This is a genomic window from Bacillus sp. YH3-2-B2 (assembly GCF_053663335.1).
Window position 1 is genome coordinate 954,049 of the sequence record NZ_JBSJQE010000001.1, and the last position, 14,870, is coordinate 968,918.

The 14,870-nt window shown below is 42.8% G+C and carries 19 protein-coding genes; 13 read left to right on the forward strand and 6 right to left on the reverse strand.

All coding sequences use genetic code 11. The annotated features are described in order from the left end of the window. Positions 1-158: 158 nt before the first annotated feature. The 3 genes from ACWJJX_RS04480 to ACWJJX_RS04490 all read right to left on the reverse strand — a co-directional run bounded on the left by ACWJJX_RS04480 (position 159) and on the right by ACWJJX_RS04490 (position 3,719). On the reverse strand, positions 159-695 hold the full coding sequence (locus tag ACWJJX_RS04480; protein WP_017417867.1) for a hypothetical protein: 537 nt from the start codon (positions 693-695) through the stop codon (positions 159-161). 285 nt (positions 696-980) lie between these two features. Further along, on the reverse strand, positions 981-1,133 hold the full coding sequence (locus ACWJJX_RS04485) for a hypothetical protein (protein WP_180992965.1): 153 nt from the start codon (positions 1,131-1,133) through the stop codon (positions 981-983). Positions 1,134-1,301: 168 nt separating this feature from the next. Further along, on the reverse strand, positions 1,302-3,719 hold the full coding sequence (locus ACWJJX_RS04490) for a peptidase G2 autoproteolytic cleavage domain-containing protein (protein ID WP_102422680.1): 2,418 nt from the start codon (positions 3,717-3,719) through the stop codon (positions 1,302-1,304). 378 nt (positions 3,720-4,097) lie between these two features. Here ACWJJX_RS04490 and ACWJJX_RS04495 point away from each other — a divergent pair, with 378 nt between their 5' ends. The 4 genes from ACWJJX_RS04495 (at position 4,098) to ACWJJX_RS04510 (ending at position 6,705) form a co-directional block, all read left to right on the forward strand. Continuing rightward, a complete protein-coding gene (locus ACWJJX_RS04495) occupies positions 4,098-4,532 on the forward strand; it encodes a dUTP diphosphatase (protein ID WP_102422679.1) in 435 nt (144 codons plus the stop codon). 276 nt (positions 4,533-4,808) lie between these two features. Continuing rightward, on the forward strand, positions 4,809-5,630 hold the full coding sequence (locus ACWJJX_RS04500; RefSeq protein ID WP_102422678.1) for a poly-gamma-glutamate hydrolase family protein: 822 nt from the start codon (positions 4,809-4,811) through the stop codon (positions 5,628-5,630). Positions 5,631-5,738: 108 nt separating this feature from the next. After that, positions 5,739-5,888: a hypothetical protein gene (locus tag ACWJJX_RS04505; RefSeq protein WP_003154013.1), complete on the forward strand. Its 150-nt coding sequence runs from the start codon at positions 5,739-5,741 to the stop codon at positions 5,886-5,888. Continuing rightward, complete coding sequence (locus ACWJJX_RS04510; RefSeq protein WP_003154011.1) at positions 5,875-6,705, forward strand: prohibitin family protein; 831 nt, start codon at positions 5,875-5,877, stop codon at positions 6,703-6,705. Before ACWJJX_RS04505 ends, ACWJJX_RS04510 begins: the two co-directional genes overlap by 14 nt. Before the next feature lie 27 nt (positions 6,706-6,732). On the opposite strand, the gene ACWJJX_RS04515 is transcribed toward ACWJJX_RS04510, so the two are convergent. After that, positions 6,733-7,182, reverse strand: coding sequence for a YndM family protein (locus ACWJJX_RS04515; protein ID WP_003154009.1), 450 nt, complete (start codon positions 7,180-7,182; stop codon positions 6,733-6,735). 141 nt (positions 7,183-7,323) lie between these two features. Between ACWJJX_RS04515 and ACWJJX_RS04520 the strand changes: the two genes are divergently transcribed. Next, positions 7,324-7,752 (forward strand): hypothetical protein, encoded by a 429-nt coding sequence (locus ACWJJX_RS04520; protein WP_070081879.1) that lies wholly within the window; start codon positions 7,324-7,326, stop codon positions 7,750-7,752. Positions 7,753-8,091: 339 nt separating this feature from the next. On the opposite strand, the gene lexA is transcribed toward ACWJJX_RS04520, so the two are convergent. After that, positions 8,092-8,712 carry a transcriptional repressor LexA gene (gene lexA, locus ACWJJX_RS04525; RefSeq protein WP_003154004.1) on the reverse strand — a complete coding sequence of 207 codons (621 nt, stop codon included), beginning with the start codon at positions 8,710-8,712 and terminating at the stop codon, positions 8,092-8,094. A 157-nt stretch (positions 8,713-8,869) separates the two neighbouring features. On the opposite strand from lexA, the gene yneA reads away from it, so the two are divergent. The 6 genes from yneA (at position 8,870) to ACWJJX_RS04555 (ending at position 13,221) form a co-directional block, all read left to right on the forward strand. After that, entirely contained in the window at positions 8,870-9,181 is a 312-nt protein-coding gene (gene yneA / locus ACWJJX_RS04530) for a cell division suppressor protein YneA (protein ID WP_003154001.1), read from the forward strand. Between the two features lie 15 nt (positions 9,182-9,196). After that, positions 9,197-9,847 (forward strand): YneB family resolvase-like protein, encoded by a 651-nt coding sequence (locus ACWJJX_RS04535; RefSeq protein WP_003153998.1) that lies wholly within the window; start codon positions 9,197-9,199, stop codon positions 9,845-9,847. Positions 9,848-9,915: 68 nt separating this feature from the next. Continuing rightward, positions 9,916-10,149 carry a DUF896 domain-containing protein gene (locus ACWJJX_RS04540; RefSeq protein ID WP_003153997.1) on the forward strand — a complete coding sequence of 78 codons (234 nt, stop codon included), beginning with the start codon at positions 9,916-9,918 and terminating at the stop codon, positions 10,147-10,149. 166 nt (positions 10,150-10,315) lie between these two features. After that, a complete protein-coding gene (gene tkt / locus ACWJJX_RS04545; protein ID WP_101563055.1) occupies positions 10,316-12,319 on the forward strand; it encodes a transketolase in 2,004 nt (667 codons plus the stop codon). A gap of 151 nt (positions 12,320-12,470) precedes the next feature. Continuing rightward, positions 12,471-12,917 (forward strand): sporulation inhibitor of replication protein SirA, encoded by a 447-nt coding sequence (sirA, locus tag ACWJJX_RS04550; protein WP_003153995.1) that lies wholly within the window; start codon positions 12,471-12,473, stop codon positions 12,915-12,917. Between the two features lie 85 nt (positions 12,918-13,002). Next, complete coding sequence (locus ACWJJX_RS04555; protein WP_003153994.1) at positions 13,003-13,221, forward strand: YneF family protein; 219 nt, start codon at positions 13,003-13,005, stop codon at positions 13,219-13,221. 73 nt (positions 13,222-13,294) lie between these two features. Here ACWJJX_RS04555 and ACWJJX_RS04560 read toward each other — a convergent pair whose 3' ends face one another. After that, a complete protein-coding gene (locus ACWJJX_RS04560; RefSeq protein WP_012117647.1) occupies positions 13,295-13,468 on the reverse strand; it encodes an aspartyl-phosphate phosphatase Spo0E family protein in 174 nt (57 codons plus the stop codon). A gap of 201 nt (positions 13,469-13,669) precedes the next feature. Here ACWJJX_RS04560 and ACWJJX_RS04565 point away from each other — a divergent pair, with 201 nt between their 5' ends. Together ACWJJX_RS04565 and ACWJJX_RS04570 are read left to right on the forward strand one after the other, a co-directional pair. Beyond that, the gene (locus ACWJJX_RS04565) at positions 13,670-14,377 is read left to right on the forward strand and encodes a cytochrome c biogenesis protein CcdA (RefSeq protein ID WP_088056486.1); all 708 of its coding nucleotides are present in this window, start codon (positions 13,670-13,672) and stop codon (positions 14,375-14,377) included. 84 nt (positions 14,378-14,461) lie between these two features. Further along, positions 14,462-14,824 carry a response regulator gene (locus ACWJJX_RS04570; RefSeq protein WP_007410327.1) on the forward strand — a complete coding sequence of 121 codons (363 nt, stop codon included), beginning with the start codon at positions 14,462-14,464 and terminating at the stop codon, positions 14,822-14,824. Positions 14,825-14,870 lie beyond the last annotated feature (46 nt).

Genomic DNA, 14,870 nt, shown 5'->3' on the forward strand with positions numbered 1-14,870 from the left:
TTTAAAGACTTTGACATGGCATACCCTCACTTTGAAAGACTTACCGGGGCTGCGATCGGAGCCCGCACTTCAAGTATAGTCGTTATAACGGTGAAAAATGTGCAGTATCCCGTTATTAAAATAAAAACTTGCGGGCGCTGCCGCAAGTTTTCTCTGTATTAAGGTCTGTGGAATTCAATATGCTGATTATCACGATCGAACCATCCTCTGAATGCCCAATTGATCCAGCCCCCGTCTCCTTTGTTATCAAAGGAACCGTCTTCGAAGACCCAGATTCCGTAAGTAATGCCGTCATAAACGGCTGATCCGTAAAATTGAACGCCGTTAAAGCGGTCTTCATATTCTTGATTTAAATTGAACACCATGACGTTGTACTTCTGTCCTGATGCGTAAAATGTTGTTTCCATGACATTTTTTACCCAGCCGGTTCGGTTTTGATCTGACTTAACCGCTTCAGCAATGCGATCTGAAATTCCGAGAACATCTACGTTTACGTTCAGCCCGGCATCAACACCTGCTGCTTTTACGTTTTGGCCTGCTGTTTGGGGTAATTTACTTTCTAACGGATTTGCAACGGGTGAAACGTGAGGCGCGTTTGCATGTTCAGACTGACTGGCTGCTGAGGCACTGGCTGTGAAAGGAATTGTTAGAGATAAAGCTAAGCATGATCCGACTATTGTTCTGGCGATTTTCATGTCTATGACCTCCTGAGGAAATTTTTAAAAATTGTTGCAAATTCATGGTATCGCAGAGAAATTGACCAAGCAAAGAGTAGATTTTCTCAAAAGTCATGTCATTCTATTTGTGTTGTTTTCTGTAAATGAAATACTTTTCATTAGGCGAAAAGGGAAGAAAATAATAGAGTCTTTTTATGTATTGTGATAGGATGACCGGATTTTGGGTGAAAATAGCCCGGAGAAACGCCATAATAAGAAAAACACCCGGGGTTTACCGGGTGTAAAAAGTGTTGATATGTCAAGTCAGCAGCATTTTTTACATTTATTGCATTTTCTTTTATAAACAACGATGTAATCATAATCAAGATGCTTTTTATCTTGTTTCTTCTTTTGTTTAGGCTGCTTTGGCTGGTGATCATAATGTCCGTTCATACCCATATCCATACCCATATCCATACTCATATTCCTCCTTTTTTCATCTGACGGTAGTATTCTATGACAGAAAGCATGGATGGCTTGGACAAATGAAACGGTATGCTGAAAAAGAGGCATCTCATTCGGTATAAAAAACAGGATCATACCCGCCCGATAGAAAAGAGAGGAGATGATCCTGATATTGAGACCCTATTTGATAACCGCAATTGCAATGCCGTACCCTTTTTCAGCACTGTATAAGGCCGTCAGTTTCAATACCTTCCAGCCTTCCGCGGCTTTAGTCCCGATTCCGTTATGAGCCGTGATATAATCTCCCGGGCTGACCGTACTGTCGACCCGTACGTAATGCCGGCCGTTGAGTCCGACAATATGCCATTCGTCTCTGGCCGCGCGTGCTTCATAGTCAGCTTCAAGAGCCGGACTGCAGTCCGGGTTTTGTTTCGGTACGCGTACCGTTTCTCCTGTTTCTTCGTCAGTCACATTTTCGTATATGAAACCGCCGAACTCATTTGTCAAAAAGCGGCTTTGCCATCCGAAGCTTGCGGCTCCTGAGATAAAAGCGGCTGTTTCTGAAATGACGCCGAGCATATAATCTCCGACGTGAGCCGGTTCAATTTTTTCGCCTTTCACTGTGACGATCGTCCCGGCGGGAATCGTCTGGCCGGTTACACTTTCAAAATATTCTCCGTACCCTGACAGGGAAGAGGTGACAGCTCCGGCGAACGTACCGTGGCCGCCCGCTGAATCCAGTTTCCATTTGATGGACTGATGCCCTCCGGCAACCGTGTATGGTTCTTCCAATGTAATGCTTTCTGATGACAGAATCGTTCTGGAGACTTTGCCGCCTGTAATATGGACATTGTTTGAAGCGGCGATAAATGCCCTTGAACCTTCAGAACTTGAACCTCCGGAAGAGCTGATGATCGCATTTCTGTCACCCCTGGCCGTAATATCGCCTGTTCCCGCAATAACGGCGCTTGTCGGGTTGAATGCAAAACCGGAGCTGGTCGCGAGCTGTGCGCCTCCCTTTAAATTGACAGGGATCTGCTCATAAGTCTGTCCTTTTATAGATGCGGCCGCGCTGTAACCTTCCGCTTGCACCCCGAGAATGACAGCCTGACTGTTAGGGGACGTAATTCCGACGGAACCGCCGTCTCCGATCATTGTACCGTTCATAATATTTACGTTATATTGGCCTCCGCCGATTGAGATGCCTTTAGGAGAAGACTTGTATATATCAAAATTTAAAATTTTAACATAATCGGTTTTATTAGATCCGCCGGATATATTGATGTCAACCCCGGCTTGTGTAAAGCCGCGTATTTTAATGCCGTTGATCGTAATATTTTGACTGCGGTATTGAAGAGCCACGACTGGATTCCCGCCATAGTCGTATGAGGGATCACCAATAGCTGTGAATCCGTTTACATTAACGTTTTTATAGGCAGAGATGACCAGCGCCCTCGGGGTCACACCGTCATAGAGAGCATTGAATACCGGTTCAATCGCGGTGCAATCGGTTAAAGTAACATCATAAGCCGTCGTGCTTTCGGGATCTGAGGCCTGATGATGGCCGATATGACGAATATCAAATGAACGTACATCACGATACGAAACATGACCGATAATATGAACATTTTGAGAAGCCGGCCACAGGCTGTGCGCCTTTACCTCAATCCCGCGGATATTTCCGCTCGTATAGTTATTTAAAAGCCACACATGTTTAGAGCCGTCGTCAATTTCAATGCCGTTCGAGTTTGCGCTGCCCTCAGCATGCTCTGTGCCGCGGGGGTTTCCGGAATGGCAGTTGGAAATGAAAATATATTCGCTGTAATGGGTGGTAATGCCGTCGTCTCCGGCGCCGTATGCCACACAGTTATCAATCCATATATAACGGCAGCCGTCTTTCGTCCATTCTGTTTCAGGCAAATGATCGTAAGTCGGAGATGTAATATCTATACCATGCAGACCCGCGTTAACCGTTTCAACATTCTTAATCCAGCCGTATTGCACATTAGCAAACGTTAAACAGCTGGAAAACTGTCCTCCGGGGTTCCTGACTCCGCATTGACGATCAGGATTCCAGTCTAAAGTCATGTTCTGGACAAAAATATTACGGTTTCCATTTTCGTAATCATCGTTAGTAACGACCCATTCGTATGCGGGAGTGTCCTCATGAAGCTTAAGCACGGTAATCCCTTGTCCCTCACCGGAAATGGTAGTCCAGGAGGGGAGTTTTATCCCTTGAACCAAAAATTCTCCTGCGGGAACATTTACTTTGACCCGGCCGTTCCCGATCGCTCTCCGAAAGGCTTCCGTATTGTCCCGGCCGTCAGGGACCGCTCCGTAATCCTCCACATTCACTTCCCGGGTGATTTTATTCATAAGCATTTCGTATTCTGTATCAAGCCGTTCTTTTAAAAGTGAGGTGACCATTCCTTCCGCCGTCACCCGGGCATCTGCGACCTCAAGATTATCATCCGTTGCGGAATGCTTAATAAAATTCTGCATCCTTGCTTTGAGATGCTCCAATTCAGAGGGATGTGCAGGGCGAGACTGCAATGGGGCGTTTAAAGACGGATCAGGAAAGTTTTTAAATTGAACCATTCTAAAGACACCTCTTTCTTTTGATATAAGCGCCTGAGGAAAGGGACAGAAAAGAATCGCGCGCCCTTTAAGCGCTTATTCTTCAAATTCTTTATTCAGAACGAAATTCCTTTTGAAACCAAGGTGAAATTTAAAAAAAGCTCTGTTGAAAGAAGGATATAAAGCTTTACATTATTGCAATTGAAACTGTCATGTGAAAATGGAGGAAAAAACTGATAGGAGGGGTCCTCATTTTAGGTTTATTCTCATTGTCTTCGCCGTGCTTCCTCTTCGGCTGCATATACACCAAAATCAACATTCTTATCAGTTAAATGGTATAATGGGGCACGGATTGGTCATCAATACGACTGAAATAGGGAAGCAAAAGGAGCAGCGAACATGACTTTACAAATCAAAATTAAATATTCAGATGATACGCAAACGAGAATCAGTAAAATTGAACAGGGCGATTGGATTGACCTGCGGGCAGCTGAAGATATAACATTCAAAAAAGGTGAATTCAAACTTATCCCGCTTGGAGTTGCGATGGAACTGCCGGAAGGATACGAGGCGCATGTCGTTCCGCGTTCAAGTACATATAAGCATTTCGGTATCATTCAGACAAATTCAATGGGAGTCATTGATGAATCATATAAAGGCGACAATGACTTCTGGTTTTTTCCTGCATTCGCTCTTCGGGATACCGACATTTCCAAGGGGGAGCGGATCTGCCAATTCAGAATCATGAAGAAAATGCCTGAAGTGGAGCTGATCGAAGTAGACAAACTCGGAAACAATGACCGGGGCGGACTGGGATCAACAGGCACGAAATAAAACGAAAAAAAAGACTGCTTAACAGCAGTCTTTTTTTATGGAAACAACAGTTACATTCAATTTGTTTCGGGGATTCTTAAATTGGGAAATCAAACAAAACTAAGGAGAAGGGTTTCATTTTTATCATTTAAGCTTTCCGTCTCTTTGAACAGAAAGACTTTCTTAGGTTAAAGGATAGAGGTTGTTTTGATGTTTTTATTCTTCAAGATGAACGGAGGTTTTGTCCAACGTATATAATATTGTGACAAAAGTGTAAACAAAAGAAAGGATGATGTTATGGAAAAAAGGGTTAGAAGAGTAGACCGTAAAGCAGCTGGCAAAGAGGCAGAGCAGAAGAAACCGTCCAAAGTCACCCTGTTCTGCCGTTCGCTTCAAAGGCTGAAGCATTTGTATTGTAACATAAACATACAAATGCCATCAATAACCAAAAAAGGAATTTTAGTTTTAATTTTACCGTTTTTGCTTCTGCCGTTCTTTCGGGCTGATGCCGCTTCAGATATTTACGGCAGTTTCGAGGAATTAAAGCTGAATGAAGATCCTTCCGATTTTTCCATTTCAACGCGGGAGCATGACCCTTCTGTCCTCATATTAGCTATACACGGCGGAGGCATAGAGCCGGGGACCAGTGAGTTAGCCAGAGAAATTGCCGAAAACCGGAGTTTATATTTATTTGAAGGGTTAAAATCAGCCGGTAATGCGGCTCTGCATTTGACAAGTTCGCATTTCGATGAACCTAAGGCCGTGCAAATGGTGAAAGAGCACTCTAATGTCATTTCATTGCACGGTTACGGCAGTGATGATAAAAAGATAAAAATCGGCGGTACAGACAGAGAACGAGCCGAACTTTTGACCGATGTGCTGAAACGGCACGGGTATCCTGCCGTTCTTCTTGGTATAAATGATAAATATGCAGGCGTCAGTCCGAACAACCTTGCCAATCAATCTTCATCCGGATTGAGTATCCAAATCGAAATGAGCACCGGCTTCAGAACATCACTATTTGACACTTTTACGCTGAAAAGCAGAGCATCCACACAAAATAAGACCTTTTATCAATTCACAAAAACGATTTCTGATTTTATCAGTGACAATTATTAATAAGCACGCCTATTTTGTCGGCGGGGCTTTTTCTTTTGAAATTTATGAAACTTTAAGTTCTTAAGATCGTATACATAATTGACAGGATGAAAGAAAAGAGGTGGGCAAATGAAAGTGATGATCGGGTCTATCATTCTTCTTGTCATCATCGGATTCGGTTTATGGCTGATGCTTAGTCCAATCTTTAAACAAGTGGGAAGCGGAGCCAAAAAATTAAAAAAGTCATGGGAGGAAGAAGATCAGCATGAGCGAAAATAAGCGCGGAAACACAAAAAAAATTCTCGGCGGTGTGATTATAGGTGCAGCCCTTTTAATTGCGGGCGTCACAGCGTCACTATTCATTGAAAAAATACCGAACGGTTATGTCGGGGTTGTATACTCACCGAATGGCGGGGTAAAATCCGACACATTGGACCAAGGCTGGCACTTAGTCGGATTATTTAATAAAGTAACGGAATACCCGGTGCGTATGCAGACAGTGAATAATGAAAATATAAAAGTGGCAACCTCTGACGGTAAAAATATTGAAATGGATATCGCTTACAACTATGTCGTGCAGCCTGATAAAGTAGTCGATCTGTTTAACAAATTCGGGGCGGTAGATGTGGAAACGATCGAAAATACATATTTAAAAACAAGGCTGTGGGATGCGGCGCGAAAATCAATCAGCAAATACTCGGTTATTGACACATACGGGCAAAAATCTGCAGAAGCCGCTGCCGATGTTCAAAAGAGATTTGCTGATGATATGAAGAGTCTTGGATTTTTAATTGATGATCTGACGCTTGGCGTACCAAAGCCGGATAAAGCCACACAGGAAGCCATCGATGCAAGGGTGAAGTCTTCACAGGAACTTGAACGGACACAAACTGAAATTAAAATAGCCGAAGCCGAAGCGAAAAAGAAAAAAATTGAAGCGGAAGGGATCGCTGACTATAACGAAATCATAAAGAAATCAATGTCCGATGAAATGATCAAATATAAATGGATTGAAAAATGGGACGGAAAAACGCCGAAAGCGACAGGCACAGACTCACTGCTGCAGCTGCCGCTGGACGATCAGAAGCAAAAGTAAATAGAGAAGGAGGCGATTGCCTCCTTTTTATGTTTTTTCCTGAGGGTCTTTTTCCGGCACTAATTCTTCAGACGCCTCGGTTTGATAGCTCCATAGCGTGCTATCCGTCTCTGTTGTGTCCTGGTAATCTTCGGGGAGTACATATTGCTGCAAATACCGGTGAAAAAATGCCTCAAAAACAGAAATGCAAAGTGCAGAGATAACCGATGCCGCGGCAGGAGAGACATTAAACCCGCCAATGTTCATCAGGAATATCCATAATATAATGAATGAAATTCCGAAATCAGCTGCAACGGCTGTGAAATTGCTTGTTCTCGGCAGAATCATGCAATCACCCGCAAAATAAGTGATTAAACTTAAGATCACTGTAATAAACAGAACGTTTAAAAAGGTTACTTGGTACATAAGATCCAGAACAATGTACAGTAAAGCAAGTGTGAGCGCCGTTTTAGAAGCGAAAGCAATTACGTGTTTCATTTGAACCACCTTCGTTATTTCGTTTAGTCTTCATTGTAAGCAATCCGCAAATTTTTAAACTGGTATATAGTGGTTATAAAGTAAAATGTGAATAGACATCACAGGATTCACAAGTTAAAATATGTAAAAAGGGGGATGCAAATGAAAAAATATTGGATATGTATTGCTGTTTTTTTATTATGTTTTAGCGGAATACACTCAGCTAAAGCGGCTACCACTGAATTCGGATCAAAAACAAGCTTCACTTTGGAGGGAAACGCAAAAGAGTTTCATATTGAAAATCCGGGGACTGTAGCTGCCGACGATTATTTTTTAGGCTATAAGTTCACCATAATGAACAACTCTTCGTGCGGTTTAAGCATGAAACTCCAGCGGATGGCGCTGAACGGAAATTTTTATACATTAAGTTCTAAAAACTACAGCGGCAGCTGGCTAAACCTCAGTGCCCAGGATAAAAAATCAATTGATCCGTATCACAAATACAGGATTCTGGTTGAAAGTTCTTCAAACGTCTGTGGTCCCGTCTATATTAAAGGGTTTTACGGTGTAGAATATTATCATTTTGATTGAAAATAGATACTCGCTAAAGGCAGCGGGTTTTTTTATATTTATATTTAACTTATTGCACTATGTACTAAATATTCATAGTTGAATTTTTGACGTACCTGCCCAAAGAAAAGATAAAAAATCAAATTCATCACGCACAAATATATAAAAAGTTGAAAAATGGATGAAAAGTTTCTTGAGGGAAACATTATTAGTTGACTTCAAAAGTGTGATGTCGGATAATAAGAATGTAAGTTTTTCCTCCTTAGCAGATTCGTTTCTTAAGCCAGGGCGAATCTGCTTTTTTTATGCAAAAAAACCCCTCTGTAAGGGGTTTTTTACGATAAATGAAGTTTAATAGAATTAATGGACGGCTCTGAATACGCCGATCACTTTTCCCAAAATGCTTACGTTTTGCAGGATAATCGGCTCCATCGTCGGATTTTCCGGCTGCAGCCGAACATAATTGTCTTCTTTATAGAAGCGCTTAACCGTCGCTTCATCATCTTCGGTCATAGCTACGACGATTTCTCCGTTATTGGCCGTGTTCTGCTGTTTGACAATGACGTAATCTTTGTCAAAAATGCCGGCGTCAATCATACTTTCTCCCATGATTTCTAACATAAAGACATGTTCGCCCGGAGGAACCATCCGGTCAGGAAGCGGAAAATACTCGTCGATATTTTCAACAGCCGTAATCGGAATACCCGCCGTCACTTTCCCGATGACCGGAACGTTTACGACCTGGCTTTTCGGAATATGGACTTCTTCTTCATCCAATACCTCAATCGCCCTCGGTTTAGTAGGGTCCCGTCTGATCAGGCCTTTTGTCTCCAGCCGCGCCAAATGGCCGTGCACGGTTGAACTGGAAGCCAGTCCTACTGCTTCTCCTATCTCTCTTACAGAAGGCGGATATCCTTTCGTTTTTACCTCTTCTTTAATAAAACGCAGGATATCAAGCTGCCTTTTTGATAGCTTCGTCATATTTCGCACCTCAAAACGTCGATTTTTAAGTAGATTATAGCATGATTTTCCTGACAGTACAAACATAGGTTCGAAAAAAACGATTGACAGAAACATTTGTTCGTATATACTGAAAGATATAAAAAGCGAACAAACATTCTTATCGGAGGTTATTTACATGGCGAAAGAATCTATCATATTTGTCGGGCTGTTTACTGCGATTTTAAGTGCCGCTATTTTACTTGTCTCATGTGCGGGAAATGATCAGTCCCTCAGCCAATATGTTAAAATAAAGGTTCAGGACGGCGATACACTCTGGTCACTTGCGGATCATGTAGCAGAAAAGAAACACATTAATAAAGAAGATTTCATTGAGTGGGTGACGGAGAATAATCATCTCCAAACTGCTGATATAAAGCCCGGAGACGAACTTATTCTTCCGGTTAAGAAGAAGCATCCGGCCGTATATCAGCTGGCCATTGTCAATTAGAGAGGAAAGAGAGAAATGAAGGCGCTCATTTATGCCCGCGTAAGCACAAACAAAGAACAGCAGCAAACGTCATTAAAAAGACAGGAAGAAGAGCTCAGTGAGATCGCTGCTGCAAACGGCATGGAAGTCGTGAAAGTCATTTCTGAGAAAGCCAGCGGTTATGAAATGGATCGCGACGGAGTATTTGAAATGCTTGATGAAATTAAAAAATCACATATTGACGCGATATTGGTGCAGGACGAAACGAGATTGGGAAGAGGAAACGCCAAGATTGCGCTTTTGCATTGTATTTACAGGGAGAACGTAAAGATATATACGACGGCTCATAAAGGTGAACTGGAGCTTTCCGAAGCTGATTCGATGGTACTTGAAATCGTCAGTATTGTTGAGGAATATCAAAGGAAAATTCACAATATGAAAATCCGGCGGGGAATGAAAAGAGCCGTGAAAAACGGCTACAAACCTGAACGGAATCTGAAAAACAGACATGAAAACAGCGGAAAAGAAAAAAAAGAGGTTCCGGTTTCGGAAATTATCAGGCTGAGAGCCAACAAGCTTACCTTTGCAGAAATCGCAGCGACCCTAAGAGGATTCGGCTATGACGTGTCCAAAGCCACGGTTCACCGGCGGTTTCAGGAATATACCGCAGACACAGAAGGCAGCTGACGCGCATCAGTTGTAAAAAAGACTGCGTTTTAGTAGTATATAATCAACACGCACCAAAGGAGCTTATTATGATTTCTAAAGAAAAAATCGCAAGAATTAACGAATTGGCTCAAAAAGCTAAATCAAACACGATAACGGATGAGGAAAAAGCTGAACAGCAAAAGCTTCGCCAGGAGTATTTGAAAGGATTCCGCTCCTCAATGAAAAATACGTTAAAGAGCGTAAAAGTGATTGATCCGGAAGGCAACGATGTCACCCCTGAAAAATTAAAAAGAGAACAACAGAAAAATAATCTTCACTAAACAGAAAGAATACGGCAATACGTATTCTTTTTTCGTATATACTAATATCAGGATGTGCTTTACGACAATTTTCAACAAGTTTATCTCAAATTTAAGCTGAAAGAGTTGAGAAAAAGTCAGCATCGCTTTATGATGAAAAGGTACAACAATAAGGAAGGGGATTATAATGGATACAATTGAAAAGAAATCAGTTGCCACCATTCGTACACTATCTATAGACGCAATTGAAAAAGCGAATTCCGGACACCCGGGCATGCCGATGGGAGCCGCTCCGATGGCATACACGCTGTGGACGAAATTTATGAATGTAAATCCGCAGAATCCGGGCTGGTTTAACCGCGACCGCTTTGTTTTATCAGCAGGCCACGGTTCAATGCTTTTATACAGCATGCTGCATTTAAGCGGATATGACCTCAGCATTGAAGACTTGAAACAGTTCCGTCAATGGGGAAGCAAAACACCGGGACATCCGGAGTTCGGGCATACAGCCGGAGTAGACGCAACGACCGGGCCGCTTGGACAGGGTATTGCAATGGCAGTGGGAATGGCAATTGCAGAACGCCATCTGGCTGAGACATATAACCGTGATTCATTCAACGTAGTTGATCATTATACATACAGTATTTGCGGAGACGGCGATTTAATGGAAGGCATTTCTTCCGAAGCCGCTTCTCTTGCAGGCCATCTTGAATTAGGCCGCCTGATCGTATTATACGATTCTAATGACATTTCCTTAGACGGCGATTTAGACCGCTCTTTCTCTGAAAATGTAAAGCAGCGTTTTGAAGCAATGAACTGGGAAGTTCTTTATGTTGAGGACGGAAACAACATCGCTGAATTGACGGCTGCCATTGAAAAAGCGCGCCAGAATGATAAAAAACCGACTTTGATTGAAGTGAAAACCACGATCGGTTTCGGTTCTCCAAACCGCGCGGGCACATCCGGCGTCCACGGTGCTCCGTTAGGACTAGAAGAGAGCAAGCTGACAAAAGAAGCGTATGCTTGGACGTTTGAAGAAGATTTTTATGTTCCGGAAGAAGTATACGGGCATTTCAATCAAGCTGTAAAAGAAGCCGGCTCGAAAAAAGAACAGGAATGGAATGAACTGTTCGCGGCTTATAAAGAAAAATATCCTGAACTTGCTGAACAGCTGTCACTCGGCATAAAAGGCGAGCTTCCTAAAGACTGGGATCAGGAAGTTCCCGTTTATGAAAAAGGCAGCAGCCTTGCTTCCCGCGCATCTTCAGGTGAGGTGCTGAACGGGATCGCCAAGAAAATTCCTTTCTTTGTCGGGGGATCTGCTGACCTTGCGGGTTCAAATAAAACGACAATCAAAAATGGAGGAGACTTCACGGCCAAAGACTACGCCGGGAAAAACTTCTGGTTCGGTGTCCGTGAATTTGCGATGGGCGCTGCATTAAACGGAATGGCGCTTCACGGCGGCCTCCGCGTATTTGGCGGCACATTCTTTGTATTCTCTGATTATTTAAGACCTGCCATTCGTCTGGCATCATTGATGGGACTCCCTGTCACTTATGTATTCACGCATGACAGTATTGCCGTAGGAGAAGACGGGCCGACTCACGAACCGATTGAGCAGCTTGCTTCTTTACGCGCACTTCCTAACCTATCTGTGATCAGACCTGCTGACGGAAATGAAACCGCAGCTGCATGGAAGGTTGCCGTTCAAAGCCAAGATCATCCGACAGCTCTTGTATTGACACGCCAAAACCTGCCGACGATTGATCAGCAGGCTGAAGAAGCGTATGCGGGCGTGGAAAAAGGGGCTTATATCGTTTCCAAAGCCCAAACGGAATCACCGGCCGCTCTTCTTTTAGCGACAGGTTCTGAAGTCGGACTTGCGATCGAAGCTCAAGCGAAACTGGCTGAAGAAAACATTCACGTATCTGTAGTCAGCATGCCGAGCTGGGACCGCTTTGAAAAACAATCGGCTGAGTACAAAAACAGCGTGCTTCCTCCGAATGTGACGAAACGTCTTGCGATCGAAATGGGTTCAAGCTTCGGATGGGGCAAATTTACCGGTCTTGAAGGAGACGTTCTCGCAATTGACCGTTTCGGTGCTTCAGCTCCGGGAGAAACAATTATGAAAGAATACGGGTTTACTGCAGAAAACGTAGTTGACCGCGTGAAAAAACTTCTAAACAAATAACGAGACAAAAGAGGATGAGTCAAATCATCCTCTTTTTCCTGTTTATGCGACAAAAATAGAAGGGGCGGCGTAACAGTAATAGACAATTCTTTCTTTTCTCCTTTTGTATAATAGAAAGCAATAACGAAGCGCTCTAAAAGGGGATGAGGAAATGGAACGTCATTACTATACGCACCTGATAAAGGATGAGTTTGCGAACCACTACTTCGGGCGGGAAACGGCTATGTTTGAGTTGTTTCGAGACTATCATTGGACAGATCTGACACCCCAGGAATATCAAATGACAGAAAAGCAAGTTCAATATATAACGGAACCGATTCCGGTGATACATATGCATCAGCGGCTCCAGCTGCATTTAAACCGAATGAGTTACAGCCGTTTGGATTCCATTTACCGGCTTACACTGCCCGGAGAAAAGGGCCGCGCCACCTTCATGATGAAAGACAGTTTAATTGAGATTGCGGCTTCGGGAGATTATGAGGCGGAAACGATTTTCTTTGAGATTCTGCGTAAAATCAGCCCCTGTTTTCTTGCAATGGATTTCAAGACACGGCGCTACGGGTGGTTAAATCCGGTCAGAGAAAGAAATTTTGTCTAAAAACGAGGAAAAAGAGATGTAAATGTTGTATAATAGCCTTTGGTTTAGTACACTTTAAACTAGACAACATGAAGGAGGAAATAAAATGACTTTATGGGTTGGCATCCTAGTGGGCGTTGTCGCATTGCTCATAGGTGTTGCACTCGGGTTTTTTATTGCTCGTAAATATATGATGAGCTATTTGAAAAAGAATCCGCCTATTAATGAACAAATGTTACGCATGATGATGATGCAAATGGGAATGAAACCTTCTCAAAAGAAAATTAATCAAATGATGAAAGCCATGAATAATCAAGCGAAATAATACGTACAGATTATGATATAGAGATACATGGTTATAAAAATAAAAAACCCGGAGAGGGTTTTTTATTTTGGCGTCATGTTTCACCCCAACTGCCGGTGTGCAGTTCTTTTTGGTATTGTATGAGAAGGTGGTCAAGCTCCTGGCTGAGTTCTATCGTAATGTTTGATGTCATTCCGTTTGTCATGACGATTTTAAGCAGCTCTGCCCGTTTTTTTTCAATTTCATTTAATAGATGCTCTCTAATCACAGGGATATATCCTTTCATACATAAATCTTTCACCTGAGTCGCTATTATTATATCCACATTTATACTGTTTTTCAAATAAGAAGGAGTATAATATCTCGATGTCAAATTAAATTATATAAGCTTTTTCTATAAAAAGTAATCCTTCTCGGGAAAGTGTTAAAAAAATGAAATGATTTTGTCATAACTCGAAGGGAGTGTGTCATCGTGAGTTTTAATTACTTTCTGACGTTTGGGGCCGGATTTCTGTCTTTCATTTCTCCATGCTGTCTGCCGCTGTACCCCGCCTTTTTATCTTACATAACTGGTGTCAGTATGGACGAGGTGAAAACAGAAAAGGTGATGCTGCAAAAGCGTGGCCTCGTGCATACACTTTGTTTTTTGCTTGGTTTCTCCGTGATTTTTATCGCATTGGGATATGGAACTTCGTTTATCGGCAGTTTTTTTACCCAATATCATGAAGCAATCCGCCAGTTTGGCGCTATCATGCTGATCCTTTTCGGGCTGATTACTGCTGGCGTGTTTCAGCCGAAATTCATGATGAAAGAGCGGCGCATTCACTTTAAGCGCCGTCCGGAGGGGTTTATCGGTTCGGTTCTGATCGGTCTTGCGTTTGCAGCCGGATGGTCGCCGTGCAGCGGGCCTATTTTAGGAGCCGTGTTTTCGCTGGCAAATACAAATCCTTCTTCAGCAGTGCCGTATATGTTTTTATATGTTCTCGGATTTGCGATTCCTTTTCTTGTTCTTTCATTTTTTATTACCAGAATGAATTGGATTCGCAAGCATCAGCTGCTGATCATGAAAATCGGCGGCATTCTTATGATTCTGATCGGAGTTATGCTGTTTTTTAACTGGATGAGCTACATTCTGATCGTTCTGTCAAATCTTTTCGGAGGATTTACGGGTCTGTAACGGATTAATAACTTTTGAACTATTATATACCCTTTCGTTTTTGGTACAATAAGACTAGTTAATGTTAAATATGTGGAGGGGAATATGACACGAGTTTTAGTTGTAGATGACGCCAAGTTCATGAGGGTGAAAATCAGAGAGATTCTGGAATCGGCAAATTACACAGTGGCCGGGGAAGCGGCTGACGGGGAGGAAGCCCTGGCAGTATATCAAAAAATCCGTCCCGACCTGGTGACAATGGATATTACCATGCCGGTCAAAAACGGTATACAGGCGCTGCAGGATATTTTAGCTTTTGACCCGAAAGCCCGGATCATCATGTGCACCGCCATGCGGCAGCAGCGGATCGTTCTGGAAGCGATTGAATTAGGCGCTAAAGACTTTATCGTTAAACCGTTTGAAGCATCTAAAGTGCTGGAGGCCGTAGGCCGGGTAACGGGAACGTAAACGTGTTCTCTTTTCAAATTGGTTTTTTTTATGTTTTTGGAGTATA

Coding starts and splice junctions, on each gene's coding strand:
- ACWJJX_RS04500 (WP_102422678.1), top strand. CDS start 4,809: ATGGAAAAAAGGGTTAGAAGAGTAGACCGTAAAGCAGCTGGCAAAGAG.
- ACWJJX_RS04570 (WP_007410327.1), top strand. CDS start 14,462: ATGACACGAGTTTTAGTTGTAGATGACGCCAAGTTCATGAGGGTGAAA.
- ACWJJX_RS04535 (WP_003153998.1), top strand. CDS start 9,197: ATGAAGGCGCTCATTTATGCCCGCGTAAGCACAAACAAAGAACAGCAG.
- ACWJJX_RS04485 (WP_180992965.1), bottom strand. CDS start 1,133: ATGGATATGGGTATGGATATGGGTATGAACGGACATTATGATCACCAG.
- ACWJJX_RS04490 (WP_102422680.1), bottom strand. CDS start 3,719: ATGGTTCAATTTAAAAACTTTCCTGATCCGTCTTTAAACGCCCCATTG.
- ACWJJX_RS04555 (WP_003153994.1), top strand. CDS start 13,003: ATGACTTTATGGGTTGGCATCCTAGTGGGCGTTGTCGCATTGCTCATA.
- ACWJJX_RS04495 (WP_102422679.1), top strand. CDS start 4,098: ATGACTTTACAAATCAAAATTAAATATTCAGATGATACGCAAACGAGA.
- ACWJJX_RS04540 (WP_003153997.1), top strand. CDS start 9,916: ATGATTTCTAAAGAAAAAATCGCAAGAATTAACGAATTGGCTCAAAAA.
- sirA (WP_003153995.1), top strand. CDS start 12,471: ATGGAACGTCATTACTATACGCACCTGATAAAGGATGAGTTTGCGAAC.
- lexA (WP_003154004.1), bottom strand. CDS start 8,712: ATGACGAAGCTATCAAAAAGGCAGCTTGATATCCTGCGTTTTATTAAA.
- ACWJJX_RS04480 (WP_017417867.1), bottom strand. CDS start 695: ATGAAAATCGCCAGAACAATAGTCGGATCATGCTTAGCTTTATCTCTA.
- ACWJJX_RS04505 (WP_003154013.1), top strand. CDS start 5,739: ATGAAAGTGATGATCGGGTCTATCATTCTTCTTGTCATCATCGGATTC.
- yneA (WP_003154001.1), top strand. CDS start 8,870: ATGGCGAAAGAATCTATCATATTTGTCGGGCTGTTTACTGCGATTTTA.
- ACWJJX_RS04520 (WP_070081879.1), top strand. CDS start 7,324: ATGAAAAAATATTGGATATGTATTGCTGTTTTTTTATTATGTTTTAGC.
- tkt (WP_101563055.1), top strand. CDS start 10,316: ATGGATACAATTGAAAAGAAATCAGTTGCCACCATTCGTACACTATCT.
- ACWJJX_RS04510 (WP_003154011.1), top strand. CDS start 5,875: ATGAGCGAAAATAAGCGCGGAAACACAAAAAAAATTCTCGGCGGTGTG.
- ACWJJX_RS04515 (WP_003154009.1), bottom strand. CDS start 7,182: ATGAAACACGTAATTGCTTTCGCTTCTAAAACGGCGCTCACACTTGCT.